The 320-nt window shown below is 63.4% G+C and carries 1 protein-coding gene; it reads right to left on the reverse strand.

Annotation, left to right across the window (positions count from 1 at the left end):
- A partial coding sequence (locus tag ALO80_RS22620) for a contractile injection system protein, VgrG/Pvc8 family (protein ID WP_174518973.1) occupies positions 1-320 on the reverse strand: 320 nt, incomplete at both ends.

Below are 320 nucleotides of genomic sequence, written 5' to 3' on the forward strand. Positions count from 1 at the left end.
CGCACCGACCTGAACAGCGCAGCCAGACTGCCCGGCACTTCGCGTCTCTCCTTGGCCAGTGGCAGGTTGCTCTCGGCGAACATCTCGACTTCGATCAGCAGGAACTGACGCTCTTCGGCCGCCTTGCGCTCGTACAGCGGATGCTGGGTCAGCTCGAACCAGCGTCCGGCTTCCATCTGCCGCACACCGCTTTGACCTTGCACACGACGTGCCTGGGATTCACGCTGCTCGATCTGTACGCGGCTCAGCCACTCGCCCCGGTCCTGTTTCTGCCAGCCGTACTGGCCTTGATACTCGTAACGCTCCAGCGCTTGCGGTGC

Origin of the sequence: Pseudomonas caricapapayae, from assembly GCF_001400735.1 — a bacterium.
In the GTDB taxonomy this organism is placed as follows: Bacteria; Pseudomonadota; Gammaproteobacteria; order Pseudomonadales; family Pseudomonadaceae; genus Aquipseudomonas; species Aquipseudomonas caricapapayae.